Source organism: Serratia entomophila (assembly GCF_021462285.1).
Lineage (GTDB): Bacteria > Pseudomonadota > Gammaproteobacteria > Enterobacterales > Enterobacteriaceae > Serratia > Serratia entomophila.
Genome location: NZ_CP082787.1, coordinates 4,111,497 through 4,130,318 on the forward strand (window position 1 = coordinate 4,111,497; position 18,822 = coordinate 4,130,318).

Genomic DNA, 18,822 nt, shown 5'->3' on the forward strand with positions numbered 1-18,822 from the left:
CGCTCCCGATGCCGGGCGTTATTTCAACGCCATCAGAGAAAACTCCACGTCCGCCAGCTGCTGCGGTTCCAGTACCCTTCCGCTGGCCAGCCAGCGTTTGCCGAGCTTGATGGTGCGCGCGTCGTTGAAGGCCACCATCTGCACCAGCTGCCGGTCGGCGTTCAGCGTGAAGAACACCTGCGACTGCGGCGTGCGCCGCACGATGTGATGCACCCCGCCGATCGGCACGCCGAGGATTTGAATATTGACGTCGTATTGATCCGACCACAGCCAGGCAACGTCGTCGTAAGGGGCGGCGAAGGCGTCCAGCATGGCGCAGGCGGTGCTGATGGCCTGGTTCTGCGCATAGGCCCAGGACTGCAGGCACAGGCCGAGCGTCGGATGACGCGCCACGTCGCCGGCGGCGAAGATAGCCGGGTGGCTGGTGCGCCCCTGGCCGTCGACCACGATGCCGGCGTCGATTTTCAGCCCGGCGCTGTGCGCCAGCTCGAGGTTCAGTTCCACGCCGATCCCCACCACCACCAGATCGAACGCCTGAGGATCGCCGAGCTCGCTGCCGATCCAGGCCGCGCCGTCGCGGTCTTCCAGCGAGATCTCGCCGCAGCCACACAGCACCGTCACGCCCTGCCGTTGATGCAGTTCAAGCAGCGCCTGGGATACCCCGGCGCCGACGCTGCGCATGCACAGCGCAGGCTGGCGTTCAAACACCGTTACCTCGGCGCCAAGGCGGCGCGCCGAGGCGGCGATCTCCAGCCCTATCCAGCCGCCGCCGACGATCGCCAACTGACGGCACCCTTGCAGCGCCTGGCGCAGCCGGGCCGCATCGTCCCAGGAGCGCAGCGTCATCACCCGCGGGTGCGCCGCCCAGGCGGCATTCGGCAAACGCGGCCGCCCGCCGGTGGCGATCAGCAGCTGATCAAACTGCAGCTGCCGGCCGTTGCTGAGCGTCACCACCTGCCGCGGCGCATCGATAGCTTCGGCGCGCAGCGGGCGGTGCCAGTCGATATTCAGCTCCGCCACCGTCTGTTCGCTGAACAGCCGGCTGAGCGGCGCGGCGCCGTCCAGCAGCGCCGCCTTGGAGAGCGGCGGGCGTTCATAAAAGTCATAGGGTTCGTCGCTGACCACCGTCAGGCGCCCGCCGTAGCCGCGGTCGCGCAGCGTTTTCGCCGCCCAGCCGCCAGCCTGGCCGCCGCCGATGATCAGGATGCCCGCCGGTTCTGGCTGGCTCATAACGCCTCCGCCTTTTTCAGCTGACGACGGGTGTCGTGATCGATGCCGCCTTCCACCGCCCATTCGGTGAACGACACCAGCGAGTGTTCCAGCTCGCGCGGTTGCCAGTTCTCCGTCAGGAAATCGTCGTTGGTGTAATACTCGAACGCGCCGCCGGTCGGGCTGTTGACGTACCAGAAATAGGCCGAGGAAATCGGGTGACGGCCTGGGCCGATAAAGGTGCTCCATTTCTCCTTGTTCATGGCGATGCCGCCGCCGATCACCTCATGGATATCGCGCACGGTGAACGCCACGTGATTCAGGCCGCGCGGGCGGTTAGGCAGCTTCAGCAAAAACAGGTTGTGGTGGCCGCCGCGCGCCTGGGTGCGCAGAAATACCGCGCGGTCGATATAACGATCCGAGACCTGGAAACCCAGCACCTCCCGGTAGAAGCGTTCGGTGGCCGCCAGATCTTCGACGAAGAACACCACATGGCCGATGTTGATCGGCTGCGCCTGCGAATACACCGGGCTGGGCTGATCGATACGGCGCACGTCGCCCCACTGATTGATCGGCGTGACGGGCACGTCAACCTGCTGCTGGCGGCTGACGCCGAAACGCAGCGTCATGCCGTTGGGATCGACGCACTCCAGCTCTTCGCCAACCTGACGGAAGCCCGGCATCTGCGCCAACAGCGGCTGCAGCGCCGCCAGTTCGGCTGGGGAAGCCACGCCCCAGGTCATGCAGCGCAGGGTGGAGCCGCCTTCGAACGCCGTCGGCAGCGCTTCGCTTTGTTGCGGGTGCAGCACCACGCGCGCCCCGCTCAGGGTAGTGAATTCACGCTGGGGCTCGCCCCAGTGCTGCGTTACAGACTGCAGGCCGAAGTCCTGCATGAATTTCTCGCAGGTAGACAGATCTTCGACGCCAAACTCCAGCTTTTCGATTCCGATTACGCTCATTGTTGTGCCTCACGTTCTCGCTGAATGCGGTTTTCAGGCATGATCGAACCCCGGCCCCCGTTTTTCATGAGCCTCATCCCTGCCTGAGTAAAAGAATAGTGTCAGTTAACCGACGTTTGCCTGCGGCGGCGCGCCCAGGAAGCCGGAGATTTTTTCCGCGGCGTCCCTCACCTCCATCCGCAGCCGCTCGCGATCCGCTTTCGGGATCTCGTCGAACGGCACCATGATGCTGACCACCGCCTCCACCCGCCGCTCGCGGTTGAAGATCGGATACACGATCGAGGAGATGCCGTGGCGGAAAAACGACTCGCCGATCACATAGCCGCGCGCCTTGTCCTGTTGCACCATCTGCCACAGCGCTTCGCGATCCGCCGGGGTGCCCGGCGCGTTGCCCGGCAGCTGCGCCTGCGGATACAGCTGTTCGAACTCGTCGCGGGTGGCGCTGGTCAACAGCATGCGCCCGAGCGACGTCTGGTGCACCGGCAAACGGGTACCGACGCTGACCTGATTGATTTGCGAACCGGCGGCGCTGACGCGGGCGATGTAGATCACATCGCGCTCATCGCGGATCGCCAGATGGCTGCTGCACTGGCTGCGATCGCGCAGCTGCTCAATCACCGGCTGGCCGGCCTGCGCCACGTCCAGCGAAGCGATATATTCAAAGCCGAGGCGCAGCACCTTGATGCCGAGCGCAAAGGTGTTGGTGCGCGGGTTGCGCTCCAAAAAACCCAGGTGCTCCAGCGTCTGCACCACGCGGTAGGCGGTGGCCTTTGGCATATCGACCAGGCGATGCAGCTCGGCAAAGGTCATTTCCTTATGCTGCTCGCCAAACGCCAGCAGCAGCTGCAGCCCGCGATCCAGTCCCGGGATCAAATACTTACACGCGTGATCGTCCGCCATGTGCTGCTCCTGGCTAAAGTGTTGAGTTAGTTGAAGACGAAGCCGCCGTTGACCGGCAACAGTTGCCCGGTGACAAAGTCCGCCAGCGGCGACAACAGGTAAAGCACGCTGCCGTTGACGTCGTCCGGATGCTGCGCCCCGGCCAGCGCTCGCCCCTGTTCATACAGCTGATGGCGCTCGGCCGGCACGTATTCGGTGGCTTCCACCCGCGTCAGCCCCGGCGCGATGGCGTTGACGCAAATCCCCTGCGGGCCCAGCTCACGCGCCATCGAACGGGTCATCGAGATAATCGCCCCTTTGCTGGCCACGTAGGCCATCAGGCGCGGCGCGCCCCACAGCGCGGTGTCCGAGGCGACGTTGACTATTTTGGCGTGCGGGTTCTGCGCCAGCAGCGGCACCGCCGCCTGGCTCACCAGCCAGGTGCCGCGCACGTTGACCTGCATCACCCGATCCCAAAGATCGATATCGTATTCCATCATGGTTTTGCCGCCGACGCCGGTGGCCAACGCCGCGTTGTTGACCAGCCCGTCGATCGCGCCGCCTGCGGCGATCGCCTTGAATGCCGCCGTGATCGACGCCGGCGACGCCAGATCGATGGTCTGGGTTTCCACCAGAGCGCCCTGCTCGCGCAGGCCGGCGGCGCTGTCCGCCAGCTCATCCGCCAGAATATCGCACATCACCACCCTGGCGCCGGCCGCGGCGATGGCGGCGGCGAAGCTGCGCCCCAGGCCGCGCGCCGCGCCGGTAACCAGGATACGTTTGCCGTTCAGCAGGCCGTTCACTGCGCCGCCTCCCGCTCGCTGAGCATCGCCAGCTGCTTTTGCGCCTCTTTCTGCATCATGCGGCGCAGGCGGGAAAGGCCGACGTCGTGCTGGTAAAGATATTCGCGGCCGCGGGCGTTAGGCGCCATGTTTTCCAGCACGATGCGATCCTGCTCCAGCACGTCCCAGTGCAGCGCCTCCAGACGGTTGCGGTACATGAAGCGCCAGATATCACGCTGCCAGTCTTGCACCTTGCGGATACGCCAGAAGAATACCCGGCAATGATCCTTGTCTTCCGGCACCACCATGCCGATGATCCAGAAGTGGCCGCCTGGCCCGAAGCGTTTTTTATACGGGATCGACAGGCGCATCCAGTAAGCGCCGCTGCTGCCGAACTCCACCCAGTCAAAGTTGACGCCGATCTGGCCGTTTTTCTTGAAGATAAAACCGCAGTCGGTAGGTTCCAGCGCCATATCCGCCTTGCGATCCCCTTCCGCCATCGAATGCGAAGAAGAGTGCAGATAAGTGCCGTGCATGGGATCCATCACGTTTTCCAGCGCGTACTGATAGTTGCAGTCCCAGCTGGCGGTGCACAGGAAGTTGCTGTACGAGACTTCGTCCGCCAGCTCCTGCGGGAAGTTCAGCTCCGGCGGCGCTTCGTCCGCGGTGACGCCGAAATAAAGGAATACCGCGCCGTAGGCCTCTTTCGCCGGGTAAGATCGCAGACATTTCTGCCCCACCAGCGGGCACTTGTCTACCGCCGGCACGTCTTTGACCGTGCCGTCGCCGCCCACTTCCACGCCGTGATACCAGCAGGCGATGCGATCGCCGAGGTTCCACCCCATGGAAAGCCGCGCGCCGCGGTGCGGGCAGCGATCTTCCAGCGCATGGATGGCGCCTTCAGCGTCGCGCCATACCACGATCTGCTGCGCCAGACGGGTGATGCCCACGGGGTTGTTGCCCACTTCCCAACTGGCCAGCACCGGATACCACATGCCGCGCAGCCCCTGATCGAGATAGTCCTGCAAATTCTGTGCGGAGGATGTTGTGTTTGCCGTCATTATCTTCTCCCGGAGGTGCTCAGAAACCGTTAACGTGAAGGAATTCGCGGAACGTCGCCTCATTCCACGGCTGGCCGCTGCGATCGAACAGGCGGCGCTGATTCAACGCGCTGACGATCTGTTCCAGCTCTTCCGCACCCTGCTCGAAGATCTCTTCCAGCGCCGCAACCAGCGCGGTTTCAAAACCGTCCGGCACCCGGGCGCGGTTTTGCCAGACAACGTTCTGGAACTGGCCCGGCTGATGAATTTGGCCATTGCCGCCTTCACGCGCCGGGATCACCTGTTGGGTGTCCGGCAGCCAGGGATTGAAATCGGTGATGTGCTGCATGGTTACTCCTCCGCGATAAAGGTGATCTGAATTTGGTTGTCGATCACCCGGGTGGCATAGGTTTGCAGATCGCGGCCGCCCGGCTCGCGCAGGCATTGCCCGGTGCGCACGTCGAACAGCGCTTCATGCAGCGGGCACTCAACCTTACCGTCGTCAACAAACCCCTGGCTGAGCAAGGCATAAGCATGTGGGCAAACGTCTTCCAGCGCGTAGTAGTTGCCGTCGATCAGGTAAACCCCGACCTCTTTCCCTTCCACTTTGGCGGAGAAAGGAAAATCTTCTTTCACCTGAGACACTTCACACACGTTCTTCCAGCTCATTGCTTTTGTCCTCTATCTGATTGTTTCATATATGAAACTCAGTTTCTTATTTAATACATCCACTATATGTCTGGTGAATCTTTCGTCAAGGGAGCAAGACGGCGATTGTTAATGAAAGGTTGTTTAAAAATGACAAATGCGGAGAGGATCACGAAAAAATGCACCGATATGAAAAACTGATAAACCTTCTGCGCTATATAAGGAATTTATCGCAAAAAAAACGTTGATCTGGTCGGTGTTATGCGAGTAAAAGTTTTCCCCCAGGATCTGCCACATCATTTTGATAACAATTAATTCACATTTAATCGGTTAAAAACCTGCCTTTCTGCACTATGAAATCAGCGGGTTAGTTTCTTGCCGCCTGGATTTGACCATCGCCCGCAAAAGGAGCGCATCGTGCAACAACGTCAACGCTGGTTCGGGGTCATTGCCCTGCTGTTTTTAATCGTTATCGCCTATGCGGATCGGGTGAATATCGCCGTGATGCTGGTCAATCCCGACTTCCTGCACCACTTCCAGCTCGGCGGCAACCGCGCGCATCAGGGCGTGTTGATGACGGCGTTCTTACTGGGTTACGGGGTTTCCGCCATGCTGCTGACGCCGTTCCTGGAAACCTTGATGGGTTACCGGCGCGCACTGACGCTGAGCATCCTGCTGTGGGCACTGCTCACCGCCGCCTCGCCGCTGGCGGGCTCGGCGCTGCTGTTGCTGGCGGTGCGCGCGCTGCTCGGCATCAGCGAGGGGCCACTATTTTCGTTGAAAACCATGTACATCGGCGACCATTTCGCCGCCGACGAGCGCGGCAAACCTAATGCGGTCAGCACCCTGGGCGTTTCGTTGGGGCTGGTAATCGGCTTTCCGCTGGTGAGTTTCCTGATGGCGCACTTCGGCTGGGCGATGTCGTTCTATCTGCTGGCGTTGATCAATCTGCTGCTGGGGCTGGCGCTGGTGCGGCTGTTTATTCATCCGGCTTCGCTGCCGCCGCGCGCCATGGAGCGGCGGCCGGTGCTGCGCCGCGTCTGGGAGACCTTCGTTCAGGCCTGGCGCACGCCGATGCTCGGCTGGATCATGCTGATCGAGATCGCCACCCTCAGCTACCTGTGGGGATCCAGCTCCTGGCTGCCGGCCTATTTGATCGACGAGAAAGGCTTTTCCATCAAACAGATGGGCTGGATGGCTGCGCTGCCGTTCATCGTCAGCATCGGATCGAAATACCTCGGCGGCGTGCTGCTCGATCGCATTCGACCCTATCAGGCGCCGCTGATTTTCGCCTTCGGCGGCGCGGCGACCGCAGCATGTATCTACGGCCTGATGCACAGCCAGCAGCTCGGCTGGATCGCCTTCTTCCTGCTGGCGGCCAATGCCTGCTGGGGCGCGCAGGGCGCGGCGATCCCCACGCTGTTGCAGCATTACGCCCCTCCACAGGCGGTGGGCAGCGCCTATGGCCTGATTAACGGCGTCGGCAATCTGTTCTCGGCGTTTGTGCCGATGATGATGGGAATGGTGATGGCCAGCCAGGGTAAGGTGTCTTCGGGGTTCGCGGTGCTGATGGTGTCGCAGCTGGTGACGCTGTTGGCGGGCGGCGTGCTGTTCAGCCGGATGCTGATGACGCGCGCGGCGCGGCGGGCATAGGCCGGCGAAACGCCGGCCTCGCGTTGGGCGGCTCAGCGCCCTTTCTTTTTGCGGCCAGGCTGGGCGAAACGCTTGCGGCCGGCCGGAACGCCGCCGGGCCTATCGGCGCTTTTCGGCCCGCTGACGGCAGGCTTTTTCTTGGCCGCAGGCTGGGCCTTCTTCGCAGGTTTGGCTTCCGATGAGGAATCCTCAATCGATTTAAACAGTTCGATAAGCTCGTCGTCGGTTAAATCACGCCACTCGCCCGGCGGCAGCCCGGTGAGGCTGACGTTCATGATGCGGGTGCGCTCCAGCTTGGTGACCTCATAGCCGAAATGCTCGCACATGCGGCGGATCTGGCGGTTAAGCCCCTGAACCAGCACGATGCGGAACACAAAAGGCGCTTCTTTCTTCACCTTGCACTTTTTGGTCACGGTGCCCAGCATCGGCACACCGGCGCCCAGGCCGCGAATAAACTCGTCGGTTACCGGCTTGTTGACCGTCACCCGATATTCTTTCTCGTGGTCATTACCCGCACGCAGGATCTTGTTCACCAGATCGCCGTGGTTGGTCAGGAAGATCAGCCCCTGTGAATCTTTATCCAGCCGGCCAATCGGGAAGATGCGCGTGCTGTGGTTGACGAAATCGACGATGTTGTCTTTCTCGCCGTCTTCCGTGGTGCTGACGATGCCCACCGGTTTGTTTAACGCGATAAAGACCAGATCGTCTTCATTGCGGGGTTCGATCAGCTGACCGTTGACCTTGACGACGTCCCCTGGAAATACCCGATCGCCAAGCGCCACGCGCTTGCCGTTGATAAAAACGTTGCCTTGTTCGATGTAACGATCGGCATCGCGGCGGGAGCAAATGCCGCTCTCGCTGATATATTTGTTAAGACGTGTTGAAGGCTTGGTCAGCATGCTTTCTCCATACCCGTCGTCTTTCAAGCCGCAGCGTTGTTACCTGCACTCCCCCCAGTCACTTACAAAAGCAAGCTCCCGGGGATGAGCGAGCTGGGCGCCTGGCTGCGGCTTGAAATCCATAGGGTATATAGATCCCGGTTGTGTGTATTTCTCTATGATACCGTTACAGGCGGCTCGGTTTACAGCCCCTAACCGCCTGTTAATACTCTTGGGAACTTATTTGGTTTTTTTCGCCGCCTGCAGGTACAGCATTTCCAGGCCCAGCGTCGCTGCGGCCAGCGCGGTGATTTCTGACTGGTCGTAGGCCGGCGCCACTTCAACCACGTCCATGCCGACGATGTTCAGCGACTGCATGCCGCGCACCAGCTTCAGCGCGCGATCGGAGGTCAGGCCGCCGATCACCGGGGTGCCGGTGCCAGGCGCAAACGCCGGATCGAGGCAGTCGATGTCGAAGGTCAGGTAGACCGGCATGTCGCCAACGATCCCTTTGATCTGGGTCAGCAGGTCGTCCACGCTGCGATCGTTGACCTGCGCGGCGTCCAGTACGGTGAAACCGTTGTCATGATCGAACTCGGTGCGGATGCCGATCTGCACCGAATGGTGCGGGTCGATCAGGCCTTCGTTCGGCGCATGGAAGAACATGGTGCCGTGATCGTATTTGCTGCCGTTAGCGTAGGTGTCGGTGTGGGCGTCAAAATGCACCAGCGCCAGCTTGCCGAAATGTTTGGCGTGAGCGCGCAGCAGCGGCAGCGTGACAAAGTGGTCACCGCCGAAAGAGAGCATGCGCTTGCCGGCCTTCAGCAGCTTTTCCGCGTGCGCCTGCAGCTTGTCGCTCATGTCCTGAGCGTCGCCGAAGTTGAACACGATGTCGCCGCAGTCAACCACGTTCAGACGATCGCGCAGATCGAAGCTCCACGGCCAGCGGTTGCCTTCCCAGGCCAGGTTGGTGGAAACCTGACGGATAGCCGCTGGGCCGTGGCGGCCGCCGGCGCGGCCGGAGGTTGCCATATCAAACGGAATGCCGGTGATGACCCACTCTGCATCGCTGTCGTAAGGCATGAAGTTCAGCGGAAAGCGCAGGAAACCAAAGGCGTTGGACACTAAAGAATTATCGGACTGATGGCCTAAGGTGCTCATAGTAAACCCTCGTAGTTCAACAAGTTGCCCAGACTTTGGCGCCGGGCGGTTACAAAAAAAAATCCCTCCCGCGTCGTTAGCCCGACGAGAAAGGGATTGATGTAATGTTTGTTTCGGTGCTACCGATAGAGAAGATTATGGCCGCATTTTTCCTAAGCTTCAAGCGGGTGAGATTAATTCCATACCCTGACATTTTGCTTAAGTTGGGTGGTGATGTTTGCAATGCGGAGCATCACCTTGTCGCTCGGGATGATACATCGCACCTTGGAATAGATATTTCACGCTATGTAATTATTTATAAGTCACGCTAAACTGAATGGTGGCATTAGCTTTTCCTGATGCAATGGGTAAAGCGTAGGTTTTATAACGAGCAAACAACCCTACCTCACCACTATTACTTACACTATCAGCATAGCCGCTTCTGTTAGGATAAAAGATCAGCTCATCCATTTGATAACGACTGATTTGCAGACCTAAACCTTTGGCGCTTTCAGATGAATTATCCAGCATAAATATACCAGAGCTAGAATCTGGTGTTTCGCCTTCAAATTCAAACCAAACATAAGTACTGGGAACGCAATCTGAAAATTTAAACTTGAATGGCACCCATGCACTGGTCGCATTTATCTTATTCAGTTCAGTAGCATCAAGATCCCCTAGCCCTACAGTCAAGCTTTTTGTCTGCAGATTACAAGTAGGCTTTACAATATCGGCAATAATACGCAAGTTGCCATCGCTGGCATGAGCCGTGAGCAGAGCACTTCCGAGCAGGCCACCGGTCAGGAAATAAATTACTTTTTTCATAGAAAATCCTTTTAGCATTCATTATAAATGGCCGTTCAAAGCATGTCGGCATCTATATATAATAAAGTTAATTTATTTATGGATGAACAATACTAAATTGAATATCAGCAATGGCCTTTCCGAACTCAACAGCAGAGGCATATGCGTCTGTCATTATTGCATAAGTGGTAAATTCTAATCTATTTACAGTCCCAGTTTTCAATGTAAAGAGTTCACTGAGTTCATTAGGAGCGAGATGGGTAGACGTATGGGTTGTTTCTGGATAATAGTAAATCATAAAACCAACGCCTTTGGCAGCGCCCGGCTCAGAGCTATTATTGGCCGCGAACACACTTTTTTCCCAATCCCAGCCGTTTGGATTCACCGCAGTCCCTTCAAACCTCACACGTACCTGCGAAATACTCGCCGGGCAATCCTGTAACACAATATTAAATTCTTTATGCCCGCCATGAGAGGTCGTCGTTCCTAAATTCAGAATCTGATTCTTAGAACCCGCATCGACTACGCAGGCACTTTCCACCACCCGGCCGGTCACATTAATACTCCCATCCGCCGCCTGCAGCGGCGGCACCAGCATGGCGGCGCCGAGCAGCGTCAGGGGCAGGGCTATTTTTCTCATCATTATCTTCATCCTTATTGATAGGTGAGGCTAAAGGTCGCCACCGCATTGGCTTCGCCGGCGGCGATCTGCGGTTGCGTTTGGTAATAGCGGGCGCTGAACGGGTAGCTGTGCAGCCCCTGCGGGGCGGTTTCCAACGGCAACCGCTCCCCCAATGCCAGCGGTGCGCCGCGGTAGAGCAACTGCACCCCGACGCCGCGTGCGCTGGATGGCGCATCGGGGCTGACCAGAGCCAGCACGCCCGGCGCGTCGCTGCCGGCGGCAATGCCGTCGAACTGAATGTTGACCTGGGCGCCGGCGTCGCAGGCCAGATCCAGCAGGAACGGCTGTTCGCCGCGTGTGCTGCCCTGGCCGCGAAAATCGCTGCGCGCCACGTCCCCCAGCGCCACCGTGCGGTTGCGGTTGCCCTGCAGCTCGCAGGCCAGCCGGGTGATGGCGACCGGTTTTTGCAACGCAATGTCCAGCACCGGCCGGCCGTTGACCGCGCGGCGCGCCAGCGTTTCCACCGCCAATACGCCGGAAGACAACGGCCCGGTCACCACCAGCCGCAGGCTGAGCTGTTGCTTGCCGGCGGCGATCGCGCCATCGGCCGGCCAGCCTTCATTAAAGCCGCCGTCGGTGCTCAGCGCATAACCCAGACCGCGAATGTTGGTGCTGTAAACCGCGCTGCGCCCGCTGCGTGCGCCACTGTCGTTGCCCAACAGGTTGAGGCGGGCATCGCTAACGCTTTCGCAAGGCGCCAGTGATGCCGGTTGCTGCACCTGACGCGCCCCTTGCCATATCACGCTGCCCACTGGCAGATCACGCTGCAGGGTTTGCGCGGGGATGTCGAACAACACCCGTTCCGGGGTTTCCACCTGCGGGCACTCGGCCCCCCAGGCGCTGCCCGCCGCCCATAGCCCACACAGGCCGAGCCTCCATACTCCTGTCTTCATCCTTCACTCCTTAACGACACTGGGCCGCCATCTCCGGAATCTCCGGGCCGACCGTCTCCGGCAGGCTGTAGTTGACCTGGCACTGCTGGTCAGGCTGCTTGCCCCACTGCACCTGCAGCGTGCCGCTGGCCGGCATGCCCGCCAGGAACAGCTGGCCGCCGTCGCCGACGATGCTGCTGTTGTCGCCGCCCGCCAGGCCGGCGATGGCGCCGAACGGCACCGGGCGGCCATCGGCGCGCGTCAGCGTCATCATCAGCCGCGCCCCCACCTTGGTCTGGTAGTCCGCCAGCACCACCGCACCGCGGGTTGGTATCACCGTCTGGCTGGTCAGCTCCAGCTCCACGTCGTCCGCCAGGGTGGTCGGGTCCAGCGCAATCGGGTTCTGGCGATAGGCGGAGAGATAAGGCACCACCGCATAGCCGCGAGCGTCGGTTTTCACCCCCACCTGGTTGACCACGCTCACCCCGCCGGCACCCGGCGCATGCACCAGCGCCACCGTGTCGTTCAGCGGCTGCGACAGCGTCAGCCCGCCGGCATGCAACAGCAACCCGCCCTGCATGTCATAATTCAGCCGCTGGCGCTGGCCGTCGTGGCTCAGCCCGGCGCCGAGCAGCGCCTTGCTGCCGCGATAGCCGAGCGACAGATTGCCGTTTTCCCCTTCGCCCTGGTTGCCGTAGCCGCCGCTCAGCCCCCAGTTCAGGTTGTCGCCTTCCAGCGCGGTGCCGTTTATTCCCAGAGTTTGCGTAGTCTGCCCGCGGTTGCTGTTGCTGATGCCGTAGCTGGCCCAGGTGTTGTGCGCCCACAGGTTCAGCGGAATGCTGAGATTCAGCGCCACCACCCGATCGGTTTCCGCCCCGCGGCTCTGGTTCTGGCTATAGTTGAGGCCGTAGCTCACCCCCTTGACGCTGCCGTTGTAACCCAGGCTGACCGAACGGCGCTTGCCCTGTTCACCCCAGCTCTGGTCTTCCGTCAGGCTCAGGAACAACGAGCCGGGCAATAATCCCAACCCCTGCTGCAGCGAAAGCTCTTTGCGGCTGCGGGTAGCGCTATTGTCAGCCCGGCCGTTGGTTTGCATCGCCTGTTGCAGCGTGGCGTAGCCTTCGCTGGCGTGGCGGTAACCGGCCATGCTCAGTTGGGTGCCGGTGAGCGGGAAGCTTTTCTCATAGCGCAGGCGCCACATCTGGCCCTGCTGGTTATCGCCCTGGAGCGCGCCTTCGCGCCGCCGGATCCAGCTTTGGGTGATGTCCAGCGACAGCGCGCCTGCGCGGCCAAGGTTTTGCCCCACGCCCAGCGCCAGCGAACGATAACGGTTGGCCCACTGGCCGCCGCCGTAAACCGTGGTGCCGAACGGCAGGCCGTAAATTAAAGTGCCTTGCATGAACTTTTCGTCATCGGCGCTCGCGTCCTGCGCACGGTATTGCCCGGCGGCCAGGCCGTAGCTCAGCCGCCCTTCGCGTTGCAGCACCGGCAGCGAGGCGAACGGCACCAGCAGGCGCTGTTCCGCGCCGTCGCTTTCCTTGATGGTGACGTCCAGATCGCCGCTGCCGGAAACCGCATACAGATCGCTGATTTCAAACGCGCCCGGCGGCACATAGCGTTGATCGATCACCACGCCGTTCTGGCGGATGATCACCTCGGCATTGCTTTTGGCGATGCCGCGCACCACCGGCGAGTAGCCGCGCAGGCTATCCGGGTACATCTCCTCCACCGAGGCCAGCAGCATGCCGCGCAGCGGCAAGGAGTCGAAGATATCGCCCGGCGTGGTGGCGTCGCCCAGCGTCAACAGCCCGTTCAACGGCGTGATATCCCGTTGCACATAGCTGTTCAGCGTGCGCCAATGCGCTTCGCTCCGGCTGTCGCGGCTCCACACGCCGTCGTGCCGTACGCGCCAGGCCCCCCAGTTGGCGCCGTTGCGCAGGTTAACGAAATAGCTGCTTTCATTACCGCCGCCCTGCCGGCTGCGATCGTTCGCCCCGCGCAGGGTATAGTTGCTTAACACCGCCGGGATGCCGCTATCCCACTGCTCCGGCGGCACGTAGCCGCGCGCCTGGCGCTTTAACGCCGCCTGCGGAATGCTCAGCCTAAGCTGTTGCTGCTCGAACTGCAGTTCCGCTCTGGCACCGGGGATCGCCTGCGGCAGATTGATGCACTCACCGGTCTGCCGCAAAGCGGGAAACGCGGTGAGATCGACGCCAAACCCGGCCAGGTCTTCCAGCGTCAGGCAGGGCTGCAGCCGCTCCTGGCCCTGGGCGTCCGGCTGCAGCGAGAAGGCCAGCGTGCGGGTATCCAGCCGCTGTTCGTTGAGAAACACATCGACGCGGTATTCCCCCGGTGGCTGTTTGTCGCCGTCGGAGAACAGCGCCAGATCCACTTCGGTTTGCGGCGTATTGCCTACCTGCAGCAGCGACGAGCTGAAACGGTATTCCGCCTGCGCCATGCCGCTGCACATCAGCAGGCCAGCGATCTGCCAGGCCAACGGCGCCAGCCGGTATTCGCGCGGCCGCGGCTTACGCCGGCGGGGCGCAGTTTTGCTGTTCATGTTCCACGTCCCTGTTTGTGCCGCGTCCCTGACGCACTGATGGTGCTATCACAGCGCCTGCTGGTGCAGCTCGCTCAGGCCACCGTAGTCATTGATCACCTGCCAGCTGACCTGCTTGCCGCCGGCCGAAGCCGGCAGGGAGTAACTCAGCGTGGCGAACGGCGCCACCATCTGCGGCTCCTTGATTTTTTCACCGGCGACGGTCACCGTGGAGAAGCTTAAGAAGTAAGGGGAGTCATTGATCGCCTTCAGCGTGCCGCCGCTGCGCTCCCAGCGCACTTTCTTGGCCGCCTCTTCCAGCGAACCGCTCAGCGAGGCCGGGCGGTAGAACAGTTTGATGCGGGTGCGCACCGCGATTTGCAGGTGGTTGCCTTTGCCTTCGGCCTCCGGCGGCACGGTCTTGACGCTGAGCCAGAATACCGATTCGCGGTCTTCCGGCAGCGCCTGGCCGGTTTTCACCACCCGCAGGGTATTCTCCCTTCCGCCGTTCAGGCGGAACAGCGGCGGCGTCACTATGAACGGCGCCTTGACGTTGCCTTCCAGGTCGGCGTTAACCCAGGATTGCACCAGGTAAGGAATGTCGTCCGGGTTCTTCACCGTGATGGTCGCTTCTTTTTTCGCGCCGGGATATACCAGCCGTGTGCCGCCAATCACCACCCCGGCGGCGGCCTGAAAGCTATTGATTAACAGCGCGGCGCAAAGCGCAATATAGACTGGCTTCATTATGGTTCATTCCCTTGAGGTGATTGACTGAAACGCGCTGAAAAAATCGCCGGCGAAATATAACTCACCGGCGGATAACAGCTAAGATATATAAATTAATTATATGAAATGCTGAATTGAAGGGTGGCATTAGCGTCGCCGGCGGTGACTTTATCCGTCGATTTATAGGCCGCAACGAATGGCAGTAAATTATTTCCCTCAGATAATGGGATATCTGCCGTGCTGCTGCCCGGAATTACGGCTTTATTGCCAGGCCTTTCAATGCGCAGCGCCAGGCCGGTGGCGCCGGCGTCATTCAACTTGAACAGCTCGGCGTTGTTGGCATCCGCCGCGCCGTCCAGGGTCACTTTGGCATTCTTCAGGTTCACCGGACAGTCTTTCAGTTCCAGATCGAAGGCACGAGAACCCGATTCATCACCCACTTTTTTAAAATCGGTGGCCGCGACATCGCCCATTTGCACGTTAAGCGTCGGGTTAACCACGCAGGCGTTATTGATAATTTTACCGGTGAAGTTAATCACGCCGTCGGCGGCAAACGCGGAAGATGAGAGCACCGCACAGGCCAGTGCAGAAGCAACCAGATAGTTTTTCATATAAATCCCTTATATAGTTTAAACAACTCATTCATATTTCGACGTTAATACATCGATTCACAGTGGCGCTGGCGCCACTTCTTTTTGTATCGATATTACTGATACAGATACCTTATGCGAGATACGAGATAACCGGCCGTACGAACCACTTCTTGGCATACGTTGCTGATGGGGAGAGGACAAATTAAAACCCGAAAAAGATAATAAGGCATTTAAAAAGATCAATTCAACCACAAACCCAAAATATTACCGAACAAGGCTAATAACATATCCGTTAATGATTTGTTTTTATGTAAAACCAGATTTCACCCTATGCCGCCCTCACAGAAATAGAGCGAAAAGCCGTTAAATCCATTAAAAATAAATCAGTTAAATCAAACCAGCAATAAAATGCAGCATGAATAAATTATCAATCAACAATAGGAAACAAAGTGTAAAATAAAGAAAATATGAATGGTTATGGAATTTATAGTTCACGAAAAAAACAATAATTATAATGCATCCGCTTTTAAATATTTCTCGCATGAATATATATAACTAAAGTAAGTTAATTCTTATCTACAAGCGAGAGAACGTTACCTGTAAACAGAGACGTAAATTAGGCGGGATCACACAAAAAAGGCCGGGCACCTTAACGGCGCCCGGCCTTTCAGGACGATATTATTCGTCTTCCAGGTAGGTATAGCCATACAGACCGGCTTCGAACTCTTCCAGGAACTGCGCCTGCAGCGCGTCGTCCAGATCGGTTTCTTTTACCTGATCGCGGAACTTGGCCAGCAACGCGGTCGGATCGAGCTGCACGTATTCCAGCATGTCCGCCACGGTGTCGCCTTCGTCCGACAGCTCGGTTTCCACGCTGCCGTCCGGGAACACGAACACGTCGACCGACGCGGTGTCACCGAACAGGTTGTGCATGTTGCCGAGGATCTCCTGGTACGCGCCGACCATGAAGAAGCCCAGCGCCGGCGGGTTATCCGGATCGTACGGCGGCATCGGCATGGTGGTGGCTACGCCGTCGCCGTCAACGTAATGATCGATGGTGCCGTCGGAGTCGCAGGTGATGTCGAGCAGCACCGCGCGGCCTTCCGGCGGCTTATCCAACCCTTCCAGCGGCAGGACCGGGAACAGCTGATCGATGCCCCATGCGTCCGGCATGGATTGGAACAGCGAGAAGTTGACGTAGAACTTGTCCGCCATGCGTTCCTGCAGTTCGTCGATGATCGGACGGTGCGCGCGGTTGCTCGGATCGAGCTGCTGCTGGATCTTGTTGCAGATGTTCAGATACAGCTGCTCGGCCCAGGCGCGCTTGGTCAGATCCAGCATGCCGTGCGCGTACTGGGTGTGCACGTCGTGCAGGTCCATCTGGCTGTCGTGCAGCCATTCGCGCAGCGAGCGGCGGTTTTCCGGCTCGTTCATTTCCAGCCAGGTTTCCCACATGCTCTCCAGCGCGCGCGGCGCGTCTTCCGCCGGCGGCAGCGGCTCGCTGAACTCATTGCGTTCAACGCCGATCACGTTGGACACCAGCACCGTGTGGTGCGCGGTCACCGCGCGGCCGGATTCGGTGATCACCGTCGGGTGCGGCAGGCCATGCTCGTTACAGGCGTCGCCGATACCCCAGATGACGTTGTTGGCGTATTCATTCAGGCCGTAGTTCACCGAACAGTCGGACTGCGAACGGGTGCCTTCATAGTCGACGCCCAAACCGCCGCCCACGTCAAAGCACTGGATATTGACGCCCAGCTTGTGCAGTTCGACGTAGAAACGCGCCGATTCCCGCACGCCGGTGGCGATGTCGCGAATGTTGGCCAGCTGGGAACCCAGGTGGAAGTGCAGCAGCTGCAAGCTGTCGAGGCGGCCCGCTTCGCGCAGGGTTTCCACCAGCTTCAGCACCTGTATCGCGGCCAGACCGAACTTGGACTTCTCGCCGCCGCTCGACTGCCACTTACCGGAGCCCTGCGACGCCAGACGCGCACGTACGCCCAGGCGCGGCACCACGTTCAGCCGCTCGGCCTCTTCCAGCACCATGTTGATCTCGGACATCTTCTCGATCACCAGGTACACCTTGTGCCCCAGCTTCTCGCCGATCAGCGCCAGGCGGATGTATTCGCGGTCTTTGTAACCGTTGCACACGATCACCGAACGGGTCATGCCGGCATGCGCCAGCACCGCCATCAGCTCGGCCTTGGAGCCGGCTTCCAGCCCCAGCGGTTCGCCGGAGTTCACCAGGGATTCGATCACCCGGCGGTGTTGGTTCACCTTGATCGGGTAAACCAGGAAATAGCCGCCCTCATAGCCGAAGGATTCGCGCGCGCGTTTGAACGCGGCGTTGATCGAACGCAGGCGGTGCTGCAGGATCTGCGGGAAACAGAACAGCGCAGGCAGGCGCTGGCCGTCTTTCTGGCGCTCTTTGACCAGTTCTGCCAGATCGACACGCGCCTGCGGGACGTCCGGATCCGGGCACACGCTGATGTGGCCCAACTCGTTGACGTCATAGTAATTGTTGCCCCAGTAGGCGACGTTATACGTGCGCAGCATCTTGCTGGCATTACGATCATTCATGGCAACCTCCTGCATGGAGCGCAAAGATATAGATTCGCCCGCAGCTGACGGACGATGAATCAACAGATCATCAGACATTACTCGCCTCACATCGCGTACTGACGATACGGTCAGCCACTATCGCAGCTACAACCCGCGAGAACAACCCAACAAACCGCCCTTTCGGCAGCGAATAAGACTGCCGTTCGCGGTCAGCGTTCGGTTTATGCCCAAAAGAATTATTGTAAGACACCCTGTTCAAACCTCGTGAATCGGGTCAAGAAACATCCCACAGGAAGGCTGCAGGCTACCCTTGTTCAGTTCTTCAGACGACCGTTAGCCGGCCCGAGGATCCTGAGTAGCGCCCAAGTGTTCATCACACCTGGAAGGTGGTGTAGAGACAAGACGGGAAATAGCAGAAGAATGTGCGCCAGAACGGCACTGCTGTTGAGAACCAACAACCGGTAGACAACGGATCATTAATCCAACCACCTCCACGCGCGTCGTCCAGGGAGCGAACGAACAAGCCTCTAATATAATGTAAGAACGTGACCGTTCGATGAAGCGGCGACGACGGAGCCAGAAGTTCACCGCTTCCGGCCCGGCGCTGTGCAGCAAATGAGCCGCGCGCGCAGTTTATACCGGTAACCCAGGTAAAAAGCAAAATGAAAATTCGGCGGAAACTGTTTCAAGCGGTGAAAATGGCGCCAGCCCGTTTGCGCAAAAGAGCGGAAGCGCAAAAAATTACTGGCAATCCGGCTAAAGCCTGACCTAAAATAGACGTCCAGATGTTAATCCATCTATACTGGTTAACTGATAAACTGCTTAACGGCTTTGCCTGAGGGGCGTTGCAGGATGCATC

General features: G+C 59.5%; 17 protein-coding genes. 1 reads left to right on the forward strand and 16 read right to left on the reverse strand.

Annotation, left to right across the window (positions count from 1 at the left end):
- Positions 1 to 18: 18 nt before the first annotated feature.
- The 7 genes from KHA73_RS19885 to KHA73_RS19915 all read right to left on the reverse strand — a co-directional run bounded on the left by KHA73_RS19885 (position 19) and on the right by KHA73_RS19915 (position 5,538).
- Positions 19 to 1,230, reverse strand: a complete 1,212-nt coding sequence (locus tag KHA73_RS19885; protein ID WP_234586197.1) for an NAD(P)/FAD-dependent oxidoreductase — start codon at positions 1,228 to 1,230, stop codon at positions 19 to 21.
- Positions 1,227 to 2,168, reverse strand: a complete 942-nt coding sequence (locus tag KHA73_RS19890) for a VOC family protein (RefSeq protein WP_234586198.1) — start codon at positions 2,166 to 2,168, stop codon at positions 1,227 to 1,229. The genes KHA73_RS19885 and KHA73_RS19890 overlap by 4 nt, the downstream gene beginning before the upstream one ends.
- 105 nt (positions 2,169 to 2,273) lie before the next feature.
- Positions 2,274 to 3,068, reverse strand: a complete 795-nt coding sequence (locus KHA73_RS19895) for an IclR family transcriptional regulator (RefSeq protein WP_234586199.1) — start codon at positions 3,066 to 3,068, stop codon at positions 2,274 to 2,276.
- A gap of 26 nt (positions 3,069 to 3,094) precedes the next feature.
- Complete coding sequence (locus KHA73_RS19900) at positions 3,095 to 3,850, reverse strand: SDR family oxidoreductase (protein ID WP_234586201.1); 756 nt, start codon at positions 3,848 to 3,850, stop codon at positions 3,095 to 3,097.
- Complete coding sequence (locus KHA73_RS19905) at positions 3,847 to 4,890, reverse strand: aromatic ring-hydroxylating oxygenase subunit alpha (protein WP_234586203.1); 1,044 nt, start codon at positions 4,888 to 4,890, stop codon at positions 3,847 to 3,849. The genes KHA73_RS19900 and KHA73_RS19905 overlap by 4 nt, the downstream gene beginning before the upstream one ends.
- A gap of 19 nt (positions 4,891 to 4,909) precedes the next feature.
- Positions 4,910 to 5,218 carry a recombinase-like helix-turn-helix domain-containing protein gene (locus KHA73_RS19910; protein WP_234586205.1) on the reverse strand — a complete coding sequence of 103 codons (309 nt, stop codon included), beginning with the start codon at positions 5,216 to 5,218 and terminating at the stop codon, positions 4,910 to 4,912.
- Positions 5,219 to 5,220: 2 nt separating this feature from the next.
- Entirely contained in the window at positions 5,221 to 5,538 is a 318-nt protein-coding gene (locus KHA73_RS19915) for a non-heme iron oxygenase ferredoxin subunit (RefSeq protein ID WP_061798670.1), read from the reverse strand.
- A gap of 396 nt (positions 5,539 to 5,934) precedes the next feature.
- Here KHA73_RS19915 and KHA73_RS19920 point away from each other — a divergent pair, with 396 nt between their 5' ends.
- Entirely contained in the window at positions 5,935 to 7,170 is a 1,236-nt protein-coding gene (locus KHA73_RS19920) for an MFS transporter (RefSeq protein ID WP_234586207.1), read from the forward strand.
- A gap of 32 nt (positions 7,171 to 7,202) precedes the next feature.
- Here KHA73_RS19920 and rluF read toward each other — a convergent pair whose 3' ends face one another.
- From rluF to speA, 9 genes are all read right to left on the reverse strand, one after another.
- A complete protein-coding gene (rluF, locus tag KHA73_RS19925; RefSeq protein WP_234586209.1) occupies positions 7,203 to 8,069 on the reverse strand; it encodes a 23S rRNA pseudouridine(2604) synthase RluF in 867 nt (288 codons plus the stop codon).
- 219 nt (positions 8,070 to 8,288) lie between these two features.
- Positions 8,289 to 9,209 carry an agmatinase gene (gene speB, locus KHA73_RS19930; protein ID WP_234586210.1) on the reverse strand — a complete coding sequence of 307 codons (921 nt, stop codon included), beginning with the start codon at positions 9,207 to 9,209 and terminating at the stop codon, positions 8,289 to 8,291.
- 291 nt (positions 9,210 to 9,500) lie between these two features.
- Positions 9,501 to 10,013, reverse strand: coding sequence for a fimbrial protein (locus KHA73_RS19935; RefSeq protein ID WP_234586212.1), 513 nt, complete (start codon positions 10,011 to 10,013; stop codon positions 9,501 to 9,503).
- Positions 10,014 to 10,089: 76 nt separating this feature from the next.
- Positions 10,090 to 10,635: a fimbrial protein gene (locus tag KHA73_RS19940; protein ID WP_234586213.1), complete on the reverse strand. Its 546-nt coding sequence runs from the start codon at positions 10,633 to 10,635 to the stop codon at positions 10,090 to 10,092.
- An 11-nt stretch (positions 10,636 to 10,646) separates the two neighbouring features.
- Positions 10,647 to 11,567, reverse strand: coding sequence for a fimbrial protein (locus KHA73_RS19945; RefSeq protein ID WP_234586215.1), 921 nt, complete (start codon positions 11,565 to 11,567; stop codon positions 10,647 to 10,649).
- A 10-nt stretch (positions 11,568 to 11,577) separates the two neighbouring features.
- Positions 11,578 to 14,106, reverse strand: coding sequence for a fimbria/pilus outer membrane usher protein (locus KHA73_RS19950; RefSeq protein WP_234586217.1), 2,529 nt, complete (start codon positions 14,104 to 14,106; stop codon positions 11,578 to 11,580).
- Between the two features lie 48 nt (positions 14,107 to 14,154).
- Positions 14,155 to 14,829 (reverse strand): fimbrial biogenesis chaperone, encoded by a 675-nt coding sequence (locus KHA73_RS19955; protein WP_234586219.1) that lies wholly within the window; start codon positions 14,827 to 14,829, stop codon positions 14,155 to 14,157.
- Between the two features lie 95 nt (positions 14,830 to 14,924).
- Entirely contained in the window at positions 14,925 to 15,422 is a 498-nt protein-coding gene (locus KHA73_RS19960) for a fimbrial protein (protein WP_061798657.1), read from the reverse strand.
- 660 nt (positions 15,423 to 16,082) lie between these two features.
- Entirely contained in the window at positions 16,083 to 18,059 is a 1,977-nt protein-coding gene (gene speA / locus KHA73_RS19965; protein ID WP_234586220.1) for a biosynthetic arginine decarboxylase, read from the reverse strand.
- Positions 18,060 to 18,822: the final 763 nt, after the last annotated feature.